Annotated in this window: 22 protein-coding genes; 4 read left to right on the forward strand and 18 right to left on the reverse strand. The window is 40.2% G+C overall.

The genetic code is table 11. The annotated features are described in order from the left end of the window. Positions 1 to 122: 122 nt before the first annotated feature. The gene (locus GJS40_RS11045) at positions 123 to 518 is read right to left on the reverse strand and encodes a hypothetical protein (protein ID WP_270897914.1); all 396 of its coding nucleotides are present in this window, start codon (positions 516 to 518) and stop codon (positions 123 to 125) included. Positions 519 to 638: 120 nt separating this feature from the next. On the opposite strand from GJS40_RS11045, the gene GJS40_RS11050 reads away from it, so the two are divergent. Beyond that, positions 639 to 1,070: a DUF2621 domain-containing protein gene (locus tag GJS40_RS11050; RefSeq protein WP_270898063.1), complete on the forward strand. Its 432-nt coding sequence runs from the start codon at positions 639 to 641 to the stop codon at positions 1,068 to 1,070. Between the two features lie 38 nt (positions 1,071 to 1,108). Here the strand turns inward: GJS40_RS11050 and GJS40_RS11055 are convergent, their stop codons facing one another. Next, a complete protein-coding gene (locus GJS40_RS11055) occupies positions 1,109 to 1,333 on the reverse strand; it encodes a YneF family protein (RefSeq protein WP_270897915.1) in 225 nt (74 codons plus the stop codon). A gap of 123 nt (positions 1,334 to 1,456) precedes the next feature. Further along, the gene (gene sirA, locus GJS40_RS11060) at positions 1,457 to 1,894 is read right to left on the reverse strand and encodes a sporulation inhibitor of replication protein SirA (protein WP_270897916.1); all 438 of its coding nucleotides are present in this window, start codon (positions 1,892 to 1,894) and stop codon (positions 1,457 to 1,459) included. Between the two features lie 223 nt (positions 1,895 to 2,117). Between sirA and GJS40_RS11065 the strand changes: the two genes are divergently transcribed. Next, positions 2,118 to 2,597 carry a glutathione peroxidase gene (locus tag GJS40_RS11065; protein WP_270897917.1) on the forward strand — a complete coding sequence of 160 codons (480 nt, stop codon included), beginning with the start codon at positions 2,118 to 2,120 and terminating at the stop codon, positions 2,595 to 2,597. A 49-nt stretch (positions 2,598 to 2,646) separates the two neighbouring features. Here GJS40_RS11065 and tkt read toward each other — a convergent pair whose 3' ends face one another. The 4 genes from tkt to GJS40_RS11085 form a co-directional block, all read right to left on the reverse strand. Beyond that, positions 2,647 to 4,641 (reverse strand): transketolase, encoded by a 1,995-nt coding sequence (tkt, locus tag GJS40_RS11070; RefSeq protein ID WP_270897918.1) that lies wholly within the window; start codon positions 4,639 to 4,641, stop codon positions 2,647 to 2,649. A gap of 229 nt (positions 4,642 to 4,870) precedes the next feature. Further along, positions 4,871 to 5,074: a DUF896 domain-containing protein gene (locus tag GJS40_RS11075; RefSeq protein WP_270897919.1), complete on the reverse strand. Its 204-nt coding sequence runs from the start codon at positions 5,072 to 5,074 to the stop codon at positions 4,871 to 4,873. A gap of 131 nt (positions 5,075 to 5,205) precedes the next feature. Continuing rightward, the gene (locus tag GJS40_RS11080) at positions 5,206 to 5,871 is read right to left on the reverse strand and encodes a YneB family resolvase-like protein (RefSeq protein WP_270897920.1); all 666 of its coding nucleotides are present in this window, start codon (positions 5,869 to 5,871) and stop codon (positions 5,206 to 5,208) included. After that, the gene (locus tag GJS40_RS11085) at positions 5,868 to 6,038 is read right to left on the reverse strand and encodes a hypothetical protein (RefSeq protein WP_270897921.1); all 171 of its coding nucleotides are present in this window, start codon (positions 6,036 to 6,038) and stop codon (positions 5,868 to 5,870) included. Before GJS40_RS11085 ends, GJS40_RS11080 begins: the two co-directional genes overlap by 4 nt. Before the next feature lie 162 nt (positions 6,039 to 6,200). On the opposite strand from GJS40_RS11085, the gene lexA reads away from it, so the two are divergent. Then, positions 6,201 to 6,818 (forward strand): transcriptional repressor LexA, encoded by a 618-nt coding sequence (lexA, locus tag GJS40_RS11090; protein ID WP_270897922.1) that lies wholly within the window; start codon positions 6,201 to 6,203, stop codon positions 6,816 to 6,818. Between the two features lie 294 nt (positions 6,819 to 7,112). Here lexA and GJS40_RS11095 read toward each other — a convergent pair whose 3' ends face one another. The 3 genes from GJS40_RS11095 to GJS40_RS11105 are packed head-to-tail and all read right to left on the reverse strand — an operon-like array spanning position 7,113 to position 10,581. Then, on the reverse strand, positions 7,113 to 8,378 hold the full coding sequence (locus GJS40_RS11095; RefSeq protein WP_270897923.1) for a methionine gamma-lyase family protein: 1,266 nt from the start codon (positions 8,376 to 8,378) through the stop codon (positions 7,113 to 7,115). 14 nt (positions 8,379 to 8,392) lie between these two features. After that, positions 8,393 to 9,646: a GTPase HflX gene (hflX, locus tag GJS40_RS11100; protein ID WP_270897924.1), complete on the reverse strand. Its 1,254-nt coding sequence runs from the start codon at positions 9,644 to 9,646 to the stop codon at positions 8,393 to 8,395. Between the two features lie 14 nt (positions 9,647 to 9,660). Beyond that, complete coding sequence (locus tag GJS40_RS11105) at positions 9,661 to 10,581, reverse strand: AAA family ATPase (RefSeq protein WP_270897925.1); 921 nt, start codon at positions 10,579 to 10,581, stop codon at positions 9,661 to 9,663. Between the two features lie 122 nt (positions 10,582 to 10,703). On the opposite strand from GJS40_RS11105, the gene GJS40_RS11110 reads away from it, so the two are divergent. Next, positions 10,704 to 11,672, forward strand: a complete 969-nt coding sequence (locus GJS40_RS11110; RefSeq protein WP_270897926.1) for a tyrosine-type recombinase/integrase — start codon at positions 10,704 to 10,706, stop codon at positions 11,670 to 11,672. Positions 11,673 to 11,724: 52 nt separating this feature from the next. On the opposite strand, the gene hfq is transcribed toward GJS40_RS11110, so the two are convergent. The 8 genes from hfq to GJS40_RS11150 all read right to left on the reverse strand — a co-directional run bounded on the left by hfq (position 11,725) and on the right by GJS40_RS11150 (position 22,639). Next, positions 11,725 to 11,964 (reverse strand): RNA chaperone Hfq, encoded by a 240-nt coding sequence (hfq, locus tag GJS40_RS11115; RefSeq protein WP_270897927.1) that lies wholly within the window; start codon positions 11,962 to 11,964, stop codon positions 11,725 to 11,727. A 37-nt stretch (positions 11,965 to 12,001) separates the two neighbouring features. Next, complete coding sequence (miaA, locus tag GJS40_RS11120; protein WP_270897928.1) at positions 12,002 to 13,006, reverse strand: tRNA (adenosine(37)-N6)-dimethylallyltransferase MiaA; 1,005 nt, start codon at positions 13,004 to 13,006, stop codon at positions 12,002 to 12,004. Positions 13,007 to 13,494: 488 nt separating this feature from the next. Continuing rightward, positions 13,495 to 15,318 (reverse strand): DNA mismatch repair endonuclease MutL, encoded by a 1,824-nt coding sequence (gene mutL / locus GJS40_RS11125; protein WP_270897929.1) that lies wholly within the window; start codon positions 15,316 to 15,318, stop codon positions 13,495 to 13,497. 12 nt (positions 15,319 to 15,330) lie between these two features. After that, entirely contained in the window at positions 15,331 to 17,910 is a 2,580-nt protein-coding gene (mutS, locus tag GJS40_RS11130) for a DNA mismatch repair protein MutS (RefSeq protein ID WP_270897930.1), read from the reverse strand. Positions 17,911 to 18,048: 138 nt separating this feature from the next. Further along, positions 18,049 to 18,618 carry an outer spore coat protein CotE gene (cotE, locus tag GJS40_RS11135; RefSeq protein WP_270897931.1) on the reverse strand — a complete coding sequence of 190 codons (570 nt, stop codon included), beginning with the start codon at positions 18,616 to 18,618 and terminating at the stop codon, positions 18,049 to 18,051. 228 nt (positions 18,619 to 18,846) lie between these two features. Then, positions 18,847 to 19,278: a RicAFT regulatory complex protein RicA family protein gene (locus tag GJS40_RS11140; protein WP_270897932.1), complete on the reverse strand. Its 432-nt coding sequence runs from the start codon at positions 19,276 to 19,278 to the stop codon at positions 18,847 to 18,849. Then, positions 19,275 to 20,864: a tRNA (N6-isopentenyl adenosine(37)-C2)-methylthiotransferase MiaB gene (gene miaB, locus GJS40_RS11145; RefSeq protein ID WP_270897933.1), complete on the reverse strand. Its 1,590-nt coding sequence runs from the start codon at positions 20,862 to 20,864 to the stop codon at positions 19,275 to 19,277. Before miaB ends, GJS40_RS11140 begins: the two co-directional genes overlap by 4 nt. A gap of 113 nt (positions 20,865 to 20,977) precedes the next feature. After that, a complete protein-coding gene (locus GJS40_RS11150) occupies positions 20,978 to 22,639 on the reverse strand; it encodes an ABC-ATPase domain-containing protein (RefSeq protein ID WP_270897934.1) in 1,662 nt (553 codons plus the stop codon). Positions 22,640 to 22,712: the final 73 nt, after the last annotated feature.

Below are 22,712 nucleotides of genomic sequence, written 5' to 3' on the forward strand. Positions count from 1 at the left end.
TCAAAATGTCGGACAATTGAACAGGCAAAGCCTGTCCTTGTCCGAAGCCAATTCATCTCCCACTTTCACTGGTGCTAAAAGCACCTTCACGTTTAGAAGTGAGAGACTTCTTGGCTGTAAAGTTAAAACCAATCAAAAAACTTAATGATAAACATAATAAAACTAGCAACGCTTAACATCGAGGAACGAAATAAAATGCGCGGATCATCTTCCCCCGACGCTAGCGACTGGCGAAGCGATTTCGCAGTGAGACCTAAAAAAGTAGCAATGATTCCCCAAAGGAGGACGACGACAACCGTCCATAAAGAGAGCCACTCCTCTACTAATACGATCCCCGTCACGATCGTTCCAATCAGCGCAATATGTGCAAACAACATAATTGGTCGGTAAAGTTTTTTTATGTATATCGCACTCTCTCCCTTAATTCCCGCAATGAAAAACGGAAAAGGAATGAGCATAAAAAAAGCAATCGCCATGAACCAATGAATCGCTAAACTGAGAATGAATGTCCAATTCACACCTTCACTTCTCCTTTCTCCCTAGTCATTATATCAAAAATGAGATCCATTCACTATTCTTCAACCGATGAAATTTCTATGATATGATAGGAAACAAGAGGGGTATAAGAGGTGAAAGCAATGCCATCTGATTGGTTCATGTGGTTTATCGTTTTTTGGTCTGTCTTTCTCGTCGTTGTGATGTTTATCGGTGGATTTTTCATGTTTCGTAAGTTTCTAAAAAGCATGCCGAAAGAAGACGGAAAATCAACGCTCGATTGGCAAGACTATTACATAAGGAAAACACTTCATTTATGGTCACAAGATAAAAAAGATTTGTTAGAAGAACTCGTCGAACCTGTTCCAGAATTGTTTCGAGACGTGGCTCGGAATAAAATTGCAGGAAAAATTGGCGAATTAGCCCTCAAAGAGAATGCCGATCATATTAGTGAAGACTTATTAATTCGAGGATATATTATTGCAACACCGAAGCGAGATCATAAATTTTTGCGGAAGAAACTGAAAGAAAAAGAAATCGATATGCGTCCATACGAACATTTATTTTCTAAGTAAAAAGGCTGTCTCCTAACATTGAGGATCAGCCTTTTTCTTTATTTTTTATTTTGTTGCTTTTGCATCGCTTTCATCATTTGATTAATTTTTTTCTGAGACGGATTTTGTCCCATTTGCATCAACATCACACGCAACATTTGCTCATCAATTGGTGGATTTTTTTTCAAATAATTCATCATCGTTTTTCTCGCAATAAAAAAACCGAGTAAAGCTCCTACAACTAAACAGATGAAGCCTACGAGTACAAACCAAAACCAGTCCATGGTTGTAATGTCCTCCTTACCATTCCATAAAAATAAAATAAATATTCATGATAGATACGCATGACCCATACAATTATAACGTATCCGACTATTGATGGAAAGAGGAGGAGAGACATTTTGTTTTTACAAAACAGAAAATACTTTTAAAGGTTTCAACCAACCATATTTTTCTTTTTCTAAGCAAACAGCGAATACATACGGGGAAACCTTTCCGATCGCATCAAATACTTGCCATTCTTCTTTTTTCTCTCCCGCATGTTGATAGATGGCACAATGAGAATGGACATAAAGTGTGCTATCTGAATGTTTCGAATAATATTTGTATCCGCTACTTATTTCTTCTTCATAAAATCCGATTGCTTGTAGTTGACCCCGTTTTGGTATCGTCCATCCTGTATGCCAGTCGTTTTTCGTAATATATTGAATTTGTTTGTTTAATAACGGTTTCGCCCAATCATAAGACTCTTGATAATCTTTGAATAAACGATATAATTTATCTTCTGATTGATAGTATTGAAAAGCCACATCCTCCGAGATAATGACAAATTGATATTCTGTCACGTTTTTCTCTCCTTTCCGTACTTTCCTCTATTTTAACGAAAGTGAAATAAAAGGAGTGTCATTTTCTGAAAATAATAATAACTTGTTTTGTCGAATGGTTGGTTTTCCCAAAAACAATTGCTCAAAATGATTGATACCCAGATAAGCTGTCTTTAAAACTTAAGAGAAAAATTTCATTCATAGATTGAATTTGATAGAATGGACGGAAGGGAGGGATGAATTCATGAGTATCTATGATTACACGGTCACTACCATCCATGGAGAAGAAAAATCTTTAAAAAATTATGAAGGACAAGTACTACTCATCGTTAATACAGCTAGTAAATGTGGATTTACACCCCAATTTGAAGAACTACAACAACTGTACGAAAAATATCGCAACGAAGGCTTTGTCGTATTAGGTTTTCCATGTAATCAGTTTGGTAACCAAGATCCGGGAACGAACGAAGAAATCGAATCATTTTGTAAAATGAATTACGGTGTCACTTTCCCAATGTTTGCAAAAATTGATGTAAACGGTGAAAATGCTCATCCTCTATACAAATATTTAACAAAGGAAACGAGTGGCATTTTATCGGACAAAATCAAATGGAATTTTACCAAATTTCTCATTAATCGGGAAGGAAAAGTCGTTGACCGTTTTGCCCCACAAGTAAAACCTCATACTTTAGAGTCAAACATTGAAAAAGAATTACGTCAATAAGATACAAAAAGCAGACAAAGAGGACTTTCTCTTCGTCTGCTTTTCATCTTTATTTTTTCAACAATGCTTGTACGTGCGAAATGACATTCTCCACCGTAAATCCATATTCTTTAACGACTTGATCTCCCGGCGCTGAAGCACCAAAACGATCAATGCCAAGCACTTTCCCGTTTGGTCCGACATATTTATACCAAGGTTGCGTCGCTCCCATTTCCATTGCTAGCACTGGAGTATTTTTCGGAAGAATGGTCTCTTTATAAGCATCATCTTGTTGGTCAAACACATCTGTATTTGGCATGCTGACAACATTTACAGCGATCCCTTCTGCTTCTAATTGTTTGCTTGCTTCCACAGCAAGGGATACTTCAGAACCAGTTGCCAACAGGACGATATCCGGCGCTTTGACATCACCGTGAATAATATAGGCTCCTCTTTTCATTCCTTCTTCCGCTTTTTCTTTCGTTCCTGGAAGCGTCGGTACGCCTTGACGCGTTAAAATAAGGGCAGTTGGGGTGTTCTTACTTTGCAATGCAAATTTCCACGCAGCCACCGTTTCATTCCCATCTGCAGGACGTATGACATGTACATTGGGAATCGCACGTAAAGAAGCAATATGTTCAATTGGCTCATGAGTCGGTCCGTCTTCTCCGACTGCAATACTGTCGTGGGTAAAAATGTACGTGACAGGCACTTCCATTAAAGCACTTAAACGTAATGCCGGACGTAAATAATCAGAGAAAACGAGAAATGTTGCTACATAAGGATGGACGCCACCGTGTAATTTCATTCCATTGGCAGCGGCTGCCATCGCAAATTCCCGCACACCAAACCAAATGTTACGCCCTTGATAGTTATCACGTTGAAAGTCTGTTTCTTCTTTAATGAGCGTTTTGTTCGAAGACGCCAAATCGGCAGACCCTCCAAATAGCGAGGGAATGGAGGCAGACAACGCTTGTAACGCTTCCCCGGAAGCTGCTCTCGTCGCTAGTTTTTCATCGGTATATGTTGGAAGGGCGGAGTCCCAATTGTCCGGTAATTCTCCCTTCATTGCTTTCAGAAATTGCTCCGCAAGTTCTGGATAGGCTTTTTTGTATTGCTGAAATGTATCATTCCATGCTTCTTCCTTTTTTCTTTGTTCTTCTTTGATTGCGTGAAAATGTTCTTTCACTTTTGGTGGGACGTAAAAATCTTCCGGTGCCTCCCACTGATAATTCTTTTTGACAATCTCCATTTCTTCTTTTCCTAACGGTGCGCCGTGGGCAGCATTGGTACCACCTTTATTGGGAGATCCGAACCCAATTTCCGTTTTCACTTCAATCAACGTTGGACGATCGCTGGCTTTCGCTTCTTTTAATGCTGCTTCAATCGCTTCCACATTATTTCCGTCTTCCACAAAAATAGTGTGCCATCCATACGCTTCGTAACGCGCTAGCACATTTTCTGAAAAAGATTGATGTAAGTCTCCATCTAACGAAATGTCGTTGGAATCATACAACACAATCAACCGGTTTAATTTTAAATGACCAGCAAGAGACGCTGCTTCCGCTGATACGCCTTCCATTAAATCGCCGTCACCACATAAGACGTAAGTGTAGTGGTCCACGATGTTGAAATCATCCCTATTGTACGTTGCAGCAAGATGCCGTTCTGACATTGCCATTCCAGTAGCCATCGCAAGACCTTGTCCCAATGGACCTGTCGTTGCTTCTACTCCTGGTGTATCGCCAACTTCCGGATGACCCGGTGTTTTACTTTGCCATTGGCGGAAGTTTTTTAAGTCATCGATCGATACGTCATATCCACTGAGATGAAGCAAGCTATACAATAAGGCAGAACCGTGCCCCGCCGACAATACAAAACGATCTCTATTTACCCAGTCCGGATTGCCCGGATGATGATTCATACATTTCGTCCATAGTGTATAGGCCATCGGAGCTGCCCCCATCGGCAAACCAGGATGACCTGAATTTGCTTTTTCAATGCTATCAATTGAAAGCGTCCTGATCGTATTTATGGCAAGTTCATCGATTGTTCCCACTGCCATGCTCCCCATCCTTTCCATCAACATATATGTAACTTAACCCTACGTGTTTCATCATATACGTTCTTTCCTAATTGCACAAGGGATAGTGATGACTTTCGTAGGTATGTTTCAAAAAGCGTCATACTTCACAAACAATGATCCATGCTTTGAAACGCGGAAATGGCAGAAGTTATGAAAAATATCACAAAAACGAACCAACTGTCTTTTCAATTGGTTCGTTTTTCAACGATTATTTTTTTGTTGGTGTCACATCATTTCCTAATGGATCAATCACTTTTACATTTTCCAATTGGCTTTTAAAAGAAGAACGGAACTTCATTAAATATTCATTCCGCAATTCTTTTTGTTCTTCTCTTTCACTCGCTGTCAGCCCGGTTGTTTTAGCCCGTTTTGCTAGCTCATTGATGCGAGCAATTTTTTCTTGCGAGAGCATTGTTGACCTCCTCAAAACATGTAAGGTTTATTTTTTAAATGTAATATAAAAAGATACCATCATGCAACGTGTAAACATGAGCAAAAAGAAGCATTATTTCTGATTATTCTTACTTAGCAAAAGAAGTGTAGCTATTCCTCCGTATTGATATCACCTTTCTCTTTTACATACGCTTGATAACGACGATGTACCGTTGCTTTTGAAACATCATAACCAAAACCGCGGAGTGTCGCGGCAATTTCCGCAAAGGTTAGTTCCCTGCGACGCAAACGGATGATTTCTTCTATTGGCACCTCTTTCTTTTTGCGCCCGCCTTCCTGAAGGCGAGATAAGTTTTTTTCAGGGCGATACCCTTTTGCTATCGCTCGCTCCATTCCTCTTTTAATTTTCAAGTTATGTATTTTTCGTTGATACTCTTCCACGATTGATAAAATTTCCATCAACATATGATCGCTTTCTGATAGCTGTAACTCTCCGTCGTCCCGAACGGTATAAATGTCTATTCCTTCTTTTTTTAATTGATGAAGAAGGGCGATTTTCGCATGCCCCCTTCCTAGTCTCGTATCGTCTTGAATACACAAAACGGATGCTTTTTTGTCCGCAAATATTTCCAGCATTTCTAATAGTCCTTCTCGTTCAACCGTATAGCCGCTCGCTTGTTCTAGAATGATTTTTTCCACTTGAAAACCGCGTGTTTCCGCCAAATGCAGTAATTCTTCCTTTTGTCTTTCTAACGAGGTTCTTTGTTCCTCTTTCGTCGTGCTTACTCTTCCGTAAATAATACAGCGTTCTTTCACTCTTCAACCTCCATCACTTCTTCCAATTGTCCTCCTTGATAGCTTACCATCTCTCTTTCAAAAAGATCGCCTTGAGACAAGGACCATTTCGATGCAAACATAATGAAAACAATCGACAAAATAAATAATATCACAATCAACCATTCTTCTACCGTTAAATGTTTCATAGTGATCCTCCTAAACAGAATGTACGTTCTGATCTTTGTTTTTATTATAAACAAGAACCTTTGTTCCCGTCAACGATTTTTAGAACGAATGTTTGAGTACATACGTTTCCCATGGTATAATCTTGGTAATTGATAAACTGTTTCAATGGAGGTGGTAACAAGATGTCAAAACTATCAAAAAGACAGCAACAAATTTTAGATTTTATTAAAGAGGAAGTAAAGCAGAAAGGATATCCTCCGTCAGTGCGAGAAATTGGTAGTGCGGTCGGACTGGCCTCTAGCTCCACGGTGCATGGACATTTATCGCGATTAGAAAGTAAAGGGTATATTCGTAGAGATCCGACCAAACCACGAGCAATTGAAATATTGGAATTAGAAGAAGAAAACGTTGTAAAACAAGAGACAAAATACGTTCCCGTCATCGGAAAAGTTACAGCTGGTGAGCCGATTACCGCAGTTGAAAACATCGAAGAGTATATCCCTTTACCAGAGCGTATGATTGCTGATGAGGAAGTATTCGTCTTAACGATCGAAGGGGAAAGTATGATTGAAGCAGGGATTTTTGATGGGGATTTAGTGATTGTAAGACAACAACAGACGGCCAACAACGGGGAGATTGTCGTGGCAATGACAGAAGAGCATGAAGCGACGGTAAAACGTTTTTACAAAGAAGACAATTATATTCGTCTTCAACCAGAAAACGCAACAATGGAGCCAATTGTCGTTGAGAACTGTACGATTTTAGGGAAGGTAATCGGAGTGTTTCGAACCATCCACTAAATGGTTGTGCCCCCTCAAAAACTGAAGCAAATATAAAAGAGTCCGTTTTGAACGATTGGATCAAAACGGACTCGTGCTTTTTCATAACATCGTTAAGAAATGGAGAAACAATTGGTGTCGCTCGCATGTCGCAACACTTCTTTTATTTGGAACGGAATGGAGACACTAATATTTTCCCGTGATCAAACCGTTCGAAAGCATCATCGCTGACTACTTATTGAGACATTAACATGTACCAGGACCGCATCTAATCAGACAGCTTCAAAAAGGATCATCTGTTTTTAGCTGTTTGTATCATTCTCGTTCCAACGAGAGAAGCTGTTCATCTATTAACCTTTGCATGGCGTGAGTTACAGCTATTTTTACGTGGGTATATGTAAGACCTCCTTGAATATATAAGGCGTAAGGAGGACGAAGAGGACCGTCTGCAGATAATTCGATACTTGACCCTTGGATAAACGCTCCGGCAGCCATAATCACTTTGCTGTCATATCCAGGCATGTCGGAAGCAACAGGAGTCACGTAACTATCGACCGGGGAGGCGTGTTGAATCGCTTCTGCAAAAGTAATCATTCGCTTTTCGTCTTCAAAATGAATCGATTGAATCAAATCGGTTCTTTTTTCGTTTGAGGAAGGAAAAGCAGTGAGACCTACTTCTTCTGCCAACGAGGCGGTAAAATATGCTCCTAACAGCGCTTCTTGTACGACGTGAGGAGCAAGAAACAACCCTTGGTACATTTCCTGTAGCATATGTATCGTCGCCCCGGTTTCCAACCCGATTCCTGGTGCGGCAAAGCGTGCAGCTACTTCTTCGATATATTGTTCCTTACCCGCAATATATCCACCCGTTCTCACGATTCCACCACCGGGGTTTTTAATGAGAGAGCCGGCAAGTAAGTCTGCCCCAATGTGACCAGGTTCTTTCTCTTCCACAAACTCCCCATAACAGTTATCTACAAATATGATCATATCCGGGTAAGACGCTTTAATCTCTTGGATAAGCGTTTCCATGCGCGCAATATCAAGGGATGGTCGCTTCGCATATCCTTTCGAACGTTGAAAAGCGATCACTTTCGTTTCTTTTTTTACTCGCGAAAGTATTTCTTCCGCTTCTGGATATCCATCTTGATTTAATGGAGCAATGTCGCACGTCATCCCATACTCTTTCAATGTTCCTTTTTCATTCCCAGTCAAACCGATAACAGTTTGGAGCGTATCATATGGAAGACCGACATACAACAAATGATCTCCTGGACGCATGACCCCAAATAAGGCAGTTGTAATCGCATGAGTCCCGGAAACGAATTGTTGCCGAACAAGAGCGCTTTCTGTTCCAAATACTTTTGCATATATTCGATCCAACGTATCTCGACCGGTGTCATCGTAACCATACCCAGTGGACGATTGAAAATGAAAAGAAGCCACTTCTTCTTCTCGAAAAATTTGTAACACTCGTTCTTGATGATGTTCTTCTATTTGTTTCACTACTTTTTTCCATTGATTCACTTTTTCCTCTGCCCGCTCAATACACGCGGTAAGTAAAGATGATTGTTTCGTCATGTTATTCCAACTTTCTAGCTGTTCATTTTATATTTTGAAATCGTTCCGTGAACGGGATGTTCCTTTAGAACGTAGCCTTCTATTTCATATCGTTCTGTCGTCTTAGCCATTTTCTCATGCATGACCATCGTATACTGTTGAATATCAGCGATAGCTTTTCCATCTGCAATCGGAACGGAGACAGCGTAGTACGTCATTTGATCTTTTAAAACTTGCTCCATTCGTTCCAAAAGGCGATAAATATCTTTTTCTTCCAAGAGAGAGATGCGAAGAGACGGTTCTTTATCTGTCGGTAATAATAGAGGATCTTCCACCATATCCATTTTATTATAAATAGTGATGACCGGCAGGTGATCTACTTCCAACTCTTTTAACAATGCTTCTACCGTTTCCATTTGTGCCCTTACTTCAGGATGAGAAGCATCAACGACGTGTAGCAAAATATCTGCTTCTTTCACTTCTTCCAGTGTCGATCGGAAAGCAGCAATCAGGGTTGTCGGTAAGTCTTGAATAAAACCGACAGTGTCCGTCACCAAAGCAGGATACCCGGAAGGCAAAGTGATTTGTCTCGTTAACGGATCCAGTGTCGCAAACAATAAGTCTTCTTGAAACGTATCACTTCCGGACAATTTATTTAACATCGTTGACTTTCCGGCATTGGTATACCCAACGAGGGCAAATTGAACGACGTGATGTTTCCGCCGTTCTTTGCGATAACTTTCGCGATGGGATTCGATATCCGCTAACTGTTGCTTTAAGTCATCCATCCGTCGTTGGATGTGACGACGGTCTGTTTCTAATTTTGTTTCCCCTGGTCCACGGGTTCCAATTCCCCCACCAAGACGGGAAAGCACTTGCCCTTGACCGGCAAGACGAGGTAACAAATACATGAGTTGTGCTAGTTCTACTTGTATTTTCCCTTCTCTTGTTTGCGCTCTTTGAGCAAAAATATCTAAAATTAATTGGGTGCGATCGATCACTTTGATCCCTATTTCTTTATCTAAGTTGCGCACTTGAGCAGGTGTTAACTCATCGTTAAAAACGACCGCATCCGCATCACACGCGTGGATCGCACGTTTTACTTCTTCCACCTTTCCTATGCCAATATATGTCCTTGCATCTGGATGAGGTCGGGATTGCGTGACCGTTCCCACTACCTCTCCCCCAGAAGTATATACGAGCGATGCCAACTCTTCCATCCGAGACTGAAATAGTTCTTCTTTTATTTTTTTATCCCAACATCCGACAATCATGACTCGTTCCGGCATGGATACCCTCCATTCTATGAAAGCGTTGATTTTTCAAAATCAACATGAGTAAATGTCATGAGAGACTCGTCGTCTAACGTATTTTCTTCCAGCAAACGAAGCGCTTGCATTCGTAACATTCGTTCCATTAAATTTCTTACATATCTCCCATTATGACTTCTTCTTTCCTGTTCATTCAACTCTTCTAAATGTTCTTTTATTGTTTTTTTTAATGTAGGAGTACATACGTACCCTAATTCATCGGCTTGACGAAGAAATATTTCGAGAAGTTCTGCGGGGGAAAAATCATCGAAATGAAAACGATGGGGAAACCGGGACGGCAAGCCGGGATTTAGTCGTAAAAATCGCTGCATTTCTTCCGGATATCCCGCGAGAATTAAAATAAATTGATGTTTATGGTCTTCCATTGCTTTCACTAACGTATCCACCGCTTCTCGACCAAAATCTTTCTCCCCTCCGCGGGAAAGGGAGTACGCTTCATCGATAAATAAAATACCTCCCGCTGCTTTTTTAATGAGATCCCGCGTTTTTTGTGCCGTTTGCCCGATGTATTCCCCGACAAGATCCGCTCGCTCGGCTTCAATCAAGTGCCCTTTCGGCAACACGTTCATCTCCTGAAACATTTGCGCCAAAATGCGGGCGACGGTAGTTTTCCCTGTTCCCGGATTTCCGATAAACAGCATGTGTAAATTTTGTTCTGAAACAGGGAGGGATAATTCCTTCCGACATTGATTCACATATACGAACGCATAAATTTGCCGTACAAATGATTTTATTTTTTTCATTCCGATTAATTTATCCAAACTTTTCTCAGCTTTCCGAAGCGGATAATGCTCCGGCTGCATCACCCATGATCCGGCTTCTTTACTTCTTTTTTCTTGTTGCGGATGAATGGTCACTTGAATCTGCTCCGGTCGCTTTGTTTGTACTTTCATTTCGCTCCCTCATTTCTTACCAATGGGCTTTTAACTATACTATACAATACGTCAAAGGAGAAAATCGGTGATTCATTCTGGTATAATAGAAGAAACCAAAGGCACTTTCCGGAGAGGATAACATGGAAAAACAAACCGAACTCCCAAAAGAAGTAAACGAATTTTTCATGTACATAAAAAGCCGTGGACGAAAAGAAAGCACAGTAAAACGATACCGGTATGACTTAGAAGATTTCTATCGTTACTTACGGGTCACCGTTGGAGAGAAAGAAGCGATGACAAACGAAGCGCTTGACGGAAAAAATGTGGAAGCATACTTTTCCTTTTTACAAAACGAGCGCCAGTATGAAGTGCGCACATGGAAACGAATAGCTACTGTGCTTAAACAATATACCGCATTTCTGCAAGCACGTGGATTATTAAAACAAAATCCTTTCCAAACGATGGATTTAGATGCAATCGTGATGAATGAATTACGATCGGAGGAACTTATTCACAAAAAAGAAGAAAAACAATTGTATGATTCCCTGCGTTCAGATGCCGGTTTGTCCGATCGGCAAAGAAAAGCAAGGCCTTTACTGGCACCACGAAATATATGTATCATTCATTTGTTTTTGCAACACGGACTTCGCTTACAAGAGCTTGCTTCCCTTACAATCGGGGACATAAACCGTGGTACCGGGGAAATAAATATCCCAGAACATACCGGAAATCCAAGAACAATTGTTTTATCACGATCCCAAAAAACAGATTTGTTTTACTATTTAGACATGATTCCAGAAGCAGTGCGTCCTAACAAACCAACGGATCCTCTATTTGTCGCCTTTGATTTTCAACGAAATACGTACCGTTGGAGTTATGAAGACGATGCACCTAAAAATCTCACTGAAATTGCCATTCAAAAAATGATACGGGAAGAACGGAAACGAGCGAACATCCCGCGACCAATCACAGCCAGACATTTACGAAATACCTTTATTATTCGCGCGCTTCAAAAAGGCTGGACAACAAAACAACTTGTGAAATATTTAGGACTACAAACGGAACTGACACTAACAAAATACATTGAATATGTAGAAAAGCAACGATAAAATATTACTTTAAAAGAAAGCTCCCAACCTTTGGAAGCTTTCTTTTCTTCGCTCAATCCGACTCCGTTTCGTCGGATTGAAACGTAATATTTCGTTGTGGCGCAAACGTGGAGATCGCATGTTTATACACGAGTTGTTGTTTTCCATCACTGTCTAACACGACGGTAAAATTATCAAACGCTTTAATAATTCCGCGCAGTTGAAAACCATTCAACAAAAAGACCGTCACCGGCATTTTTTCTTTTCGCAACGTATTTAGAAATTGATCTTGAATATTAATGGGTTGCTTCATTTGTTGGTCCCCCTCTGAACTCTCTATATACTTCTCACTAGTTCGACGATGATGCTATTTTTCCTTCTATTCTACGGATCATTTCTTGAATTTTTTTCTGTTTCTCTTGACTGATATCAAACCATTCCACATTTTCTTTATTTCGAAACCAAGTCAGCTGGCGTTTCGCATAACGACGCGAATTTCGTTTCACTGTATCAATTGCTTTTTCTTTGGAAATCTCTCCGCGAAAATAAGGGAAAAATTCTTTATAGCCAATGGCTTGTGCTGCTTGTGCTGTTGCGGGATAATTGTCGTATAACATTTTAGCTTCTGCAATAAGTCCTTTTGCTACCATCTGATCGACTCTTTCATTAATTCGTTGATACAATTTTTCTCGTACCATGGTTAAACCAATCATCACTACTTCATATGGAGATTCTTTCTCCTGTTGTGCTTCAAAATCTCTATGATGATTGGTCTCTTTAAAAATTTCAAGGGTGCGAATCATTTTTTTTACGTTATTTGGATGTATTTTTGCCGCTGTTTTCGGATCGTATTTTTTTAATTGATCGTGGAGATAACGAGGACCGTATTTTTTTGCTTCTGCTTCCAATTGTTTCCGATACGTTGGGTTTTGTGGTGTTTCATGAAAATCTAAATCTCTCGTTAAACCACGAATATAAAAACCGGTACCCCCTACGATAAATGGCAATTTACCGCGGGAAGTCAATTCTAGGATTAACCGCTTCGCATCTTCTTTAAAGGCTGCTGCCGAATACGATTCCGATGGATTGAGCAAATCGATCAAATGATGAGGAACGATGCGACGTTCTTTTGGTGATACTTTCGCAGTACCGATGTCGAGACCGCGATAAATTTGCATTGAGTCGCCACTAATAATTTCTCCATCAAATTGTTGAGCAAGCGTTATTCCAATCTCGGATTTTCCTACCGCTGTAGGCCCAACGATGACGACGATGAGTGGTTTATTTCTTCCCCCCATTTGCGCTACTCCTTTGCTACCTCTTTCATTTCCAATGGTAGTATACCACGTTTTCATTTTCTTTTCTTACTTCCAACCTTTGAAATGCATAAATAGAAGAGAGGTGCTCGCTTTTTTTGTGAAAAAATGATGAGATCAATTTTTATTACATCGAGAAAAAAAGTGTTCGGATTTTTGGAGACTAATTTGTGTTTCTCACGTTTTTCGTTAAAAATGAACGAGAGAAACAATCACCCAATCATAGAAAAAAAGGGAAAAAACCATACAAAAATGGTTCCAAGCAAATTTTAGTACTTGGAACCATTCATTTTTGGCTAGTTATGTCCTAGGCTTGTCCTTTTAATTATCAGACTGTGATTGGCGTAGAAAAACAATGCCCATACTTACGTTCACAATAATAACAAATAGCGCAATGCCGACCACAGCGATGAGATCAACTGGTGTCATCAATAATTCCCCTCTCGTCTCTTTTTGCCCTCATTATAGCATGCACCTTCGCTCTATTCCGGCTTGAAATGTGACGAACGTGTGAAACCCCGACATGCTTAACTCATCACTCTTTTAAACATTTTTTCAATTTCATACTTAGAAAAGTGAATGATGACAGGACGACCGTGAGGACAAGTATAAGGAGACTCACATTCCCGTAAGCGGTCCAATAACGCTTCAATTTCATCTTTTCTTAAATATCGATTCGCCTTAATGGCTTGTTTACATGACATTAAAATCGCTGCTTCTTCCCTTAATTGATGAATACTAATTCGCTTTTCTCGGAGCAGTTGCTCGAGTAATTCGCGGATCATACTTTCCGCTTCTCTTTCCGGAACCCAAGTAGGATGGGAACGTACTCGATACGTTCGTTCCCCAAAAGGCTCTAAAAAAATCCCGACATCTTCTAGTTTCTCTTGATGTTGTTTGTAAATCAGAGCTTCACTTGGGCTAAATTCCAACGTGATTGGGACAAGCATATCTTGTACATGACGAGACGTTTCTCCTATTTTTTCACGATAAAACTCGTAAAAAATTCTCTCTTGGGCGGCGTGTTGATCAATCATATACATTCCTTCATCCGTTTGGGCAATAATATATGTTCCGTGCAATTGACCTACATATTCTAACGGAGGGATTTTTTTATCTTTTTCAACCTTTTCCTCTTCCATCGTTCCTTCCTCTGCTTCCTCCTTTTCATTCACAGAAAGGTCTGTATTCGTTTCATAGATGGTCGTTGTCGAAGGAGGAGGTGACGTTTTGCGATCTTTGTTTTCAGTAAAAGACGTGATGGACGTATTTATAAAATCCTCTTTTTTTTCCCGCTCCAACGGAAAGGAAAATTGTTCACTTGGTTGTTCTTTTCGTTTCGGTTCTTCCACGCTAGGGATGAGTCTTTCTTGTTGCAAGGTTTGTCGAATACCTTCTTCAATGATAGCAATTAATTCTTTTTCTTTACTCAAACGAACTTCTATTTTGGAAGGATGAACATTCACATCTACTAAGATCGGATCCATCGTAATATAAAGGACGGCAATCGGATGTTTCCCTATAGGAAGTAAAGTATGATAGGCTTGTTCAATTGCTTTTGTAATGGCAAAATGACGAACATAACGCCCATTAATGAAGATAGAGATATATTGACGATTTGCCCGGTAAATCTCCGGTTTGGCAATAAAACCTTGAATGGTATAATCCGTGGACGTTTCCTCCCATCTTAAAAACTTTTGCGCTGTTTTCCGTCCGTAAATGGAAGACAAAACTGCTAACGTAGAACCATTTCCATTACTAAAAAACAGTTCCCGCCCGTTGTGAACCAAACGAAAGGAAATATCAGGGTGAGCCAAGGCAAGCCGATGGACGATGTCACTGACATGTCCAAGTTCCGTATGAATCGATTTCATATATTTTAAACGAGCGGGAGTATTAAAAAATAATTCCCGTACCGTGATCTCCGTTCCTTGTCTTCCTTTCGCGGTAGTAAAAGCAATTCTTTTCCCGCCTTGATAACGCACTAACGTACCGACGCCTTTTTTCGTTCCCGTTTTCATTTCTAATTTGGAAACGGCGGCTATACTCGGAAGAGCTTCGCCGCGGAAACCTAATGTTTTTATTTGAAACAAATCCCGCTCTGTTTTCACTTTGCTCGTGGCATGACGAAAAAAAGCCAACTCCACATCTTCTTTATCCATGCCATCTCCGTTATCAATAACTTTCATCCATTCAAGTCCACCCTCTTCTACTTGAACTTCGATTCGGGTCGCATTGGCGTCAATGGCGTTTTCCACCAGTTCTTTCACAACAGAGGCAGGACGTTCTACCACTTCACCCGCAGCGATTTTGTTGGACAACTCACTAGGTAGTTGGGAAATATTCGGCATAATCCTCCCTCCTTATGACTGTAATTTTTTTTGGTACGTATACAATTTTTCTAGCGCTTCGATCGGGGATAATCGTAATACATCCAATTTTTTTATGTCGTTTACAATGTCTTCACGCTCATCTTCTTCGCTTTCTCTTTTTTCTTCCTCCACCCATGAAAATAAAGGTAACTGTTCGGCATCCTCTTTGACAGTTTCTTTTCTCGTTTGTTCCAAAACCGTGTCCATCTCTTTACTTTCATATTGGTATAGAAGTTCGTTTGCGCGCTCTACCACTCTTTCTGGTAAACCTGCTAATTTCGCCACATAAATTCCGTAACTCCGGTCTGCTTTACCTTCTTCTACTTTATGTAAAAAAACGATCTCCCCATCTTCTTCTACTGCTTTCACATGGACATTGTGCAACGTATCAAGCGTTTCTTCTAAAGCAGTTAGTTCATGGTAATGGGTCGAAAAAAGGGTTTTTGCTCTCGTGTAATCATGAATATATTCAATAATGGCTTGTGCTAGTGACATTCCGTCATAAGTAGAAGTGCCACGTCCAATTTCATCTAACAACAACAAACTATTCGGTGTTGCTTTCGTTAAGGCTCGCTTCGTTTCTAACATTTCTACCATAAACGTACTTTCTCCGGACGCTAAATCATCCGCAGCACCTATTCTTGTAAATATTTGATCAAAAATAGGGAGTTTGGCCGAAGTTGCTGGGACAAACGATCCGATTTGTGCCATGATAACTAGCAGCGCTGTTTGACGCATATACGTACTCTTTCCGGACATATTCGGTCCTGTAATTAATAGCATTTCTCTTTCATGATTTAATGTCATATCGTTTGCAACATATTCCCCTTGGCCAATCATCCGTTCTACGACTGGATGGCGCCCATTTTTAATTTCCAAAGAACGGTCGGTGGTAAAAGTTGGCCGGACGTAGTCGTATCGTTCACTAATCGTCGCAAACGAAAGCAAAACATCAATTTCACTAATGACACGCGCTGTTTCTTGGAGGGGGCGTAAATATTTCTTTACTTCTTCTCGGATTTCTAAAAACAACTCATACTCTAAATTCGTACTTTCTTCTTCTGCTTCTAAAATTAACCGTTCTTTTTCTTTTAATTCCGGCGTAATAAATCGTTCTGCGTTTGCCAGTGTCTGTTTTCGTTCATAACGATCTTTTTCCAAATAACGAATATTCGGCTTCGTCACTTCAATGTAATAACCAAATACTTTGTTGTATCCTACTTTTAATGATTTAATGCCTGTTTCTTCCCGTTCTTTTTGTTCCAATTGCGAAATCCACGCTTTTCCATTTGCACTTGCTTCTTTATATCGATCCAATTGTTCATGATAGCCTTTACGAATCATCCCACCTTCTGTAATAGAAACAGGCGGGTCGTCTACGATGCTTTTTTCAAGCAACGTTTGTAGTTCGTGAAAATCACCACACTTCTCGATCAGCTCTAAAAGATGAGGGTTATCAATTTTTTCAAGAATTTGTATGAATGCCGGTAACGTTTGAAGTGACGTTCTAAGTTGCACGAGATCGCGCGCATTCATATTGCCGTACGCTGTTTTTCCGGCAAGTCGTTCTAAATCGTAGACATCTTGAAGTTTCTCCCGTAGTTCTTCCCGTTCAAAAAAATGCTCCACAAAAGATGCGACAATAGCGTGCCGTTTTTCAATCGTCTTTCGATCTAATAACGGCGCTTCTAACCATGATTTTAACAAACGAGCACCCATCGCAGTAACGGTTTCATCTAAAACCCAAAGAAGAGATCCTTCTTTCTTTTTGTCGCGCAGCGTCTCCATTAATTCTAAATTTCTTCTTGTATGTACATCCAGCTGCATCAATTCGTTGACATCATAGACTTCTAGCGGTTGCAAATGATCCAATACCCGCTTTTGTGTACGTTTTAAATAATTGGTAAGTAACGCTACTCCTTTTTTTAATTTTTCATGATGAAGTTGATCACACAATGGCATAAATTCTTCTTGTAACTCCGTCGCTAACTCGGTAGAAATAACAACAGCATACTCGTCAAAAGAATTTTCCCATGAAGGAGGAACAATGAGTTCTTTTATTTCTTTCCGGACAATCTCCCGCTCCCATTCGGAAGCATCCTCCGATAACATCGTTCCTTTCATTTCTCCCGTCGTTAAATCCGCTTTAACAAAAGTAGCTGTTCCATCTTCAAAGGGAAACAAAGCAGCGATAAAATTGTTCTCTTTCTCATCAATCACATGACCGTCCATCACCGTTCCCGGTGTAATTAATTGAATGACTTCTCGTTTCACGACTCCTTTTGCTTTTTTCGGATCTTCTACTTGCTCACAAATAGCTATTTTGTATCCTTTTTCTATTAACGTTGCAATATATTGTTCCGCAGAATGATACGGAACGCCACACATCGGAATATCTTGATCGTTTTTATTTCCTCTTTTCGTTAACGTAATTTCTAATTCTTTCGCCGCTTTTATGGCATCGTCATAAAATAATTCATAGAAATCACCAAGACGGTAAAACAAAAAAGCATCTTCATACTGAGCTTTAATTTTTTTATACTGTTTCATCATCGGTGTTTCTTCAGCCACGTTCATTCCCCCAACGTTCCTAATCTCGTATCAGTCATTATAACATAATTAGTAGATTTTCCTTATCACGGAAACGATGATAACGTCTTGCAAGGCATGAAAAAACCAGCTTGGATCTCCCGAGCTGGTTTTTTATTTTTACTCTTCTTTTTCATCCAAAAAGTCTGTATCAATTTCTTTTAATTCTTCATCTGACACTTGCTCTTCCCAATTGATATCTTTATAATCATCATCTTCTTCATCAGGATGGACTTGGATGGTCACTTTTGTTTCTCCAACTACTTCCGCTGCAAATTCTTTTTCCACATCTACTTGTACGTCTTTCCCGTTCTCACCAATTGTCGCTTCCAATGTATTCGGTTGTTTTACCGTTCGGGCAATCACGTCCATGTCGTCTCCAATAAAATCTTTTTCTCTCATTGCAAGGGGAATGACTTCCGTGTATGTGACATTGTTCGTAAAGACGTCTGTTTTCGTATTATCATCATAAGAATACCAAACGTTAATGTCGTAACTGCCAATAATCTCCACAGCATCTCCTTTTCGGTCGGCATCATATTCATGATTAATGATCCAACATCCTAAAATGCTTGACGGCTTTTGAGGTGGTTTCATTCGATGCGTATCTTTACACTTCTTTTTTCCTTTCCCGCACACTGCTTTTGTAATAATTTCGCGGTACTTTACCTCTCGATTTTCCGATGTCATGAATTGCCCCTCCTTTACTCTCTAGCCAGAGTCGATTTTCCTCTTTAACCACTATATGCAGGATAAACGTCTAAGTTGTATCTTTTTTCTTTCATTTATTCAGCGACTGTCCATTTATTAATTCATATGTATGGTGACATATTTTAAAATATACCTATTCATTACGGTACGTGAAATTTTAATTAAAAATTCCTTAGAAGAGAGCGAATCTCTCCTAAGGAATTCGTGTTATTGTTGTTTCAGCTGGAGAAACGGATTTTTTGTCGTCGTTCCGCGAAGTTTGTCTCCTCCGGTGGATTCAATAATTTCATCGGTCACAGTATTGGAAATGGTCGTTGAAACTAGTTGCAAAAGATGATTGACTTCAGTTTGACTCTGTTTAAACTCTTGCACAAGGGGAATTTCATCTAACTCATCATGAAGCGCATCGATTTCTTTTTCTTTTTGCTCCAGTGCTTCATGTTTCCCGTAATGTTGTAAGTTTACCGCTTCTTTTTGTTTCTTTTTAATTTGAGCGATCAGCTCTTGCACGCGCAAGTTTTTATTTATTTTCAGTTCTGCTTGTTTAAAAAATGCTACTTCATCTGTCCCCGAAATGAGTTTGCCGAGTTCTTTCGCTTTTTGCAGGACTTCCTGTTTTGTATATTTCGCTTCATTCATAGCGGATTCACCTCTTTTATTTCCACCAATTCTCCGTCTAACGTCCAAGTTTTTGCTTCGGTAATTTTTGTGTACACAATCTCTCCAATGCATTCCCGAGGACCTTTAAAATTGACCAGTTTATTTGTGCGCGTCCGACCGGAAAGAACATTCGGGTCTTTTTTACTTTCTCCTTCCACAAGTACTTCCACAATTTGTCCTTCTAATTCTTTGTTGCGACGGGCGGAAATTTCATTCACGACTTCATTTAATCGTCTTAAGCGATCGCGCTTCACTTCCATCGGAACGTTATCTTCCATCCGTGCTGCCGGAGTGCCTTCACGGGGTGAATAAATGTACGTAAAGGCGCTGTCATAATCCATTTCCTTCACTAACGATATCGTATCTTGAAATTGTTCTTCCGTTTCGTTCGGGAATCCAACAATTAAATCCGTCGTAAAAGAAGCATGAGGAATCGCTTTTTTAATTTTGTTGGCAAGAGTCACATACTCTTCTCGCGTATATTTGCGACCCATAATTTTCAAAATATCGTTATTTCCTGACTGAACCGGCAAATGAATGTGTTCCACTAAATTTCCACCTTGGCTGAGCACTTCAATTAAATGGTCATCAAAGTCCTTCGGGTGACTCGTCGTAAAACGAATGCGGGGAATATCGATTTGATGAAGGGCATCCATTAAATGACCAAGACGATAATCTCCACCTAAATCTTTTCCGTACGCATTCACATTTTGACCGAGAAGGGTGATTTCTTTGTACCCTTGCCGGGCGAGATCTCGCACTTCTTCAATGATATCTTCCGGGAGACGACTCCGCTCTTTTCCGCGAGTATAAGGGACGATACAATACGTACAGAATTTGTCACAACCGTACATAATATTCACCCAAGCTTGCGTTTTCCCGACCCGTTTCCGTGGCATATTCTCGACAATGTCGCCTTCTTTGGACCATACTTCAATGACCATTTCTTTTCCTTGAATCGCTTCATATAATAAATGAGGGACGCGATGAATATTATGCGTACCAAATATAAGGTCAATATGTTGATGTTTCTCCATAATGCGATTCACAACGGACTCTTCTTGAGACATGCAGCCGCATACTCCTAAAATGAGTTCCGGCTTTTCTCTTTTTAATGTCTTTAAGTTTCCAATTTCACCAAATACTTTGTTTTCCGCATTTTCACGGATCGCACAAGTGTTTAAAAAGATCACATCCGCATCTTCTGTTTCTTCTGTTGCGGTAAAGCCTAATTCTTCTAAAATACCGGCCATATTTTCCGTATCGTGGTAGTTCATTTGACAACCGTACGTACGAATTAAATATTTCTTTCCATTCCCTATTCCTTTCATTTGTTCAGGAATCGAAAAATCGTAATGAACTTCCACGTCTTCACGCCGGCGACGTCTTCCTTTTTGATAGCTTGGCTGATCTTTAATTAAAATGCGCCGGCCACCAATCTTCATATATTGGCCTTTTTCATCTTCTTCAATTGTTGCATTAGAAAAATCAAAGTACTTGCTGTAATCTTTCTCGTTCTTTTCGGATTTTAAGTCCGGAGACGAGAGGTTTTTCTTCTCTGTCATGGTGCCGTTAACTCCTTTCGTTTCCTTCTATATATAGAAACATTTCATTGTCGTTTCAACAATATTGAAATGGTCCATCTAGAAATTATACCTTCTCTCACAAGGGAACACAACTAGTCACGAATTTTTAGACGTCGGAATCGGTTGATCGAAAGCGCCACTTCAAGCATACGAGGCATCGCCATGTCTCCTGGATGTCCTTCAAAAGGCGAAAGAGCATCGATCCCTTCTTTTTCTATGAATAAAGTAAGTTTTCTTAATACTTCCTGCATGGTAAGTTCTTCGCTCCATTTACCAATGAGACGAAGCATTTGGGCGATTGCATTCGTTTGACTCGGGTCCATTAATTGTTCAAGAGATGACAAGTCAATCATTTCTTTTCCATAAAGAATCGTGTTTTTCCCTTTCGTTCGTATTTTTTGTTTTCCATGGAAACGAAATGTTTCCGGGTCTATCTTTCTCTTTCCGATGGTTCTAAATGATGTCTCCGAGCAAGAAGTGCGTTTGTTCGGATAGGACGCGACGATTTCTTTTACTTCTTTTGTAACATCTTTTGGTATGTACTCGTCCATTAAAAGGACATGATCAGCAACATCAAAATAATCTCCAGCACCCCCGATGACTAATACGGTCGAAATACCGTGATCGCGATACAGTGCTTCCACTTGATCAATAAAAGGGGTAATCGGTTCTTTTTTCACGAGCGCATCCATGCGCGCATCGCGTATCATGAAATTGGTTGCCGACGTGTCTTCATCAATCAATAAACAATTTGCTCCCGCCTCGATACTTTCCATGATGTTTGCCGCTTGTGACGTACTTCCACTCGCATTTTCCGTAGTAAAACTGGTCGTGTCTTGTTTATTCGGAAGTTGACTAATAAATGGGGAGATATCTACTTTTGTTACTTTGCGACCATCTTCTGCTCGGATTTTTACTGCTTTTTCGGTGGTGATGACATATTCTCTCCCGTCTTCACTCCGATGATTATACACCCCTCGCTCCAGCGCTTGGAGAAGTGTACTTTTCCCGTGATATCCCCCGCCAACAATGAGATGAATCCCTTTTGGCAACACCATACCCCGGATCGTTTTTCCATTCGGTAAAGGAATGTCTCTCTCAAAAGAAGGAGGAGATTGAAAGGGGATGGCTTTCACTTTAGAAAGCGGGCGATTACTGACCCCACTTTCGCGCGGTAAAATGGCACCATTCGCAATAAACGCAATGCATTCATTTTTTTCCAAATAAGACCGAATGGTAACTTGTTCATCTACTAACAGAAGTTGCTTTTCTAAATCTTCTTTACGATACGATTCAATCGCTTCAAAAGCGAGTGTCGGTAGTTGTTTTGTGAGAAGCGCCATCGCTTTTTTTCCTAAAATCGTTCGTCCTTTCGCTGGTAATGGGATAGAAAGACGCACTTCTAACGTCTTTTCCTTTAATACAACGGCGGTGCGATCCAGAATTTCCTGGCCCGGCATATCAATGATAAATTGTTTGTTTTGGCCTGTCTTTCGAAGATAAGTTCCAACTAGGTATGCGAAAAAATCAATGGTTCCGATACGCCGGGCGTTCGTTTTGTCCACTTCTTCGTCAAGGTCAAGGGTATGACGATCATAAACGATTCGAACGCGTGAAGGCGGAGCATAAGGGTCTTTTTGGACGTGATCCACGTGAAAAGTAAAGTTGTGAAAGTAGTATGTACCTTTTATTTTCTCATATGCCTTGTATCCTTTTCTGTCCAGTTCCAACAGTTGTCGTTGTAACTCTTTCATGCCATGAATCCTACCTCTCTTTAAAAGACAAAAAAGTTTGACCAATCCTCTGGCCAAACAATTTTCCTCCCTA

This window comes from Aliibacillus thermotolerans, assembly GCF_027853235.1.
GTDB lineage: Bacteria > Bacillota > Bacilli > Bacillales > Marinococcaceae > Aliibacillus > Aliibacillus thermotolerans.